The sequence below is a fragment of the Pseudomonas typographi genome (assembly GCF_014694385.1).
In the GTDB taxonomy this organism is placed as follows: Bacteria; Pseudomonadota; Gammaproteobacteria; order Pseudomonadales; family Pseudomonadaceae; genus Aquipseudomonas; species Aquipseudomonas typographi.
In genome coordinates this window covers 1-652 of record NZ_JAAOCA010000124.1, presented here as the reverse complement: position 1 = coordinate 652, position 652 = coordinate 1, and the positions used below count along the sequence as shown (strand labels likewise).

General features: G+C 63.3%; 1 protein-coding gene and 1 pseudogene. Both read left to right on the top strand.

All coding sequences use genetic code 11. The features are described from left to right. Positions 1–260 (top strand): DUF6950 family protein (locus HAQ05_RS27995; protein ID WP_420825803.1); only part of this gene is annotated, 260 nt, incomplete at its 5' end. Next, positions 260–652: pseudogene (locus HAQ05_RS27990) on the top strand (host specificity protein J); the annotation flags it as partial. The gene HAQ05_RS27995 and the pseudogene HAQ05_RS27990, both read left to right, overlap by 1 nt.

Below are 652 nucleotides of genomic sequence, written 5' to 3'. Positions count from 1 at the left end.
CCGTCTACCGCGGCAAGTACACGACTGAGGCGGGCGCCAAGCGCCTGCTCAAGCAAAACCACGGCAGCCTCGAGGCCGCTTGGGATGCGTGCTTCAGCCGGGTATCGCCGGCGTACATACAGCGCGGGGATGTGACGATGTACGACGCCCCAGGCGGCCAAAGCATGGCGGTGTTCTGGGCCAACGAATACTGGTCCGTTGCCGACGATGGAGTAGGGCGCATCGACTGCACGCCGCTAGCGGTCTGGAGAGTTGAGTAATGAGCAGTGCCGTCAAAAAGGTTGCCCAGGTCGCCATTGGCGCGGTTATTGGGTTCGCACAGACCGGCAACCCCATTGGGGCGATTATCGGCGCCGGCCTGGCCTTCTATGTGGCGTCGAGCCAGGAGGCGCTTTCCACCGGCTCTTTGACGAATAGCGAGCCTTCCGCGCAGACCGTGCGCTCGTCCAAGGCCCCGATCCGCTTCATTCTCGGCCGGGCCTCCACCGGCGGGGTGCTGGTCTGGGCTCAGGAGCAAAGCGGTAACCAAGCCGATGGCGAATGGGTGCACCTGGTCTACGTGCTGAGCGAGGGCGCGGTCGATGGCCTTGAAGACATCATGCTCGGCGAAGAGTCGATCAGTACCTATGGCGCCTATGCGACCTATGAGCTG